1 protein-coding gene and 1 pseudogene are annotated in these 677 nt (G+C 38.3%); one reads left to right on the forward strand and one right to left on the reverse strand.

Annotated features, from left to right (window positions below):
• Nucleotides 1–147 precede the first annotated feature (147 nt).
• On the forward strand, nt 148–396 hold the full coding sequence (locus Xenpb_RS19450) for a hypothetical protein (protein ID WP_255523223.1): 249 nt from the start codon (nt 148–150) through the stop codon (nt 394–396).
• A gap of 163 nt (nt 397–559) precedes the next feature.
• On the opposite strand, the pseudogene Xenpb_RS20250 reads toward Xenpb_RS19450, so the two are convergent.
• Nucleotides 560–677: pseudogene (locus tag Xenpb_RS20250) on the reverse strand (IS630 family transposase); the annotation flags it as partial.

Below are 677 nucleotides of genomic sequence, written 5' to 3' on the forward strand. Positions count from 1 at the left end.
AGCACTAACTGTGCTGATTCCAATTTAAATTCGGGGCTGAAACTTCTTTTCATTATGTCACCTGTTGAATTATCGAAGTGAGAATATCACCTCTATAACGGTGACCAAAATCATTGAACCACATCAAGTTGGTTATGGTTAGCGGTGATGGCAGGTTGCCCCCTGCCATCACCGCGTTCTCTCTTCGCTTATTCCTTACTGCTCTCTATCCCACCAAAAGATCCGACAGAAAATTACTCAGTACAAGAACACGTTGAGAATGGGAAACGTAATACGCAATTAATTTCTACAACTAAAAAAGAAAGCACTGCTGATTTCTATAATAAAAATGGTAAGGTCAAGGTTGATTTATCTAAGATACCAGATGAGCAAGTTATTGATATTAGTAGAGGGTAGGGATTAAAAGGAAAAGCGTTCCGTTACGCCCGTAAGGATCAAGAGGTTCTCCTTACGAATGATATTCCTTCTGGAGCATACAAGGTTATTGAATGAATAATGATCTTTATTTACGTCTTGATTCTATATTTAAAGAACTAGATGATTTTTATACTATACGCACTTAACTTGAAGATGCAGGTCTTAGAATCTGAAAGTTATCAGTCAGTCGGGTAGTCAACTCTTTCGCTTTTTCTGGCAAGGTAATATGAAAAAAGCGGCGAAGTGCTTCACGGAACGTT

It is taken from the genome of Xenorhabdus sp. PB62.4 (genome assembly GCF_014467285.1).
Lineage (GTDB): Bacteria > Pseudomonadota > Gammaproteobacteria > Enterobacterales > Enterobacteriaceae > Xenorhabdus.

Excerpts from the sequence above, each read along its gene's own strand:
- Xenpb_RS19450 (WP_255523223.1), top strand. The coding sequence starts at position 148 with ATGGCAGGTTGCCCCCTGCCATCACCGCGTTCTCTCTTCGCTTATTCC.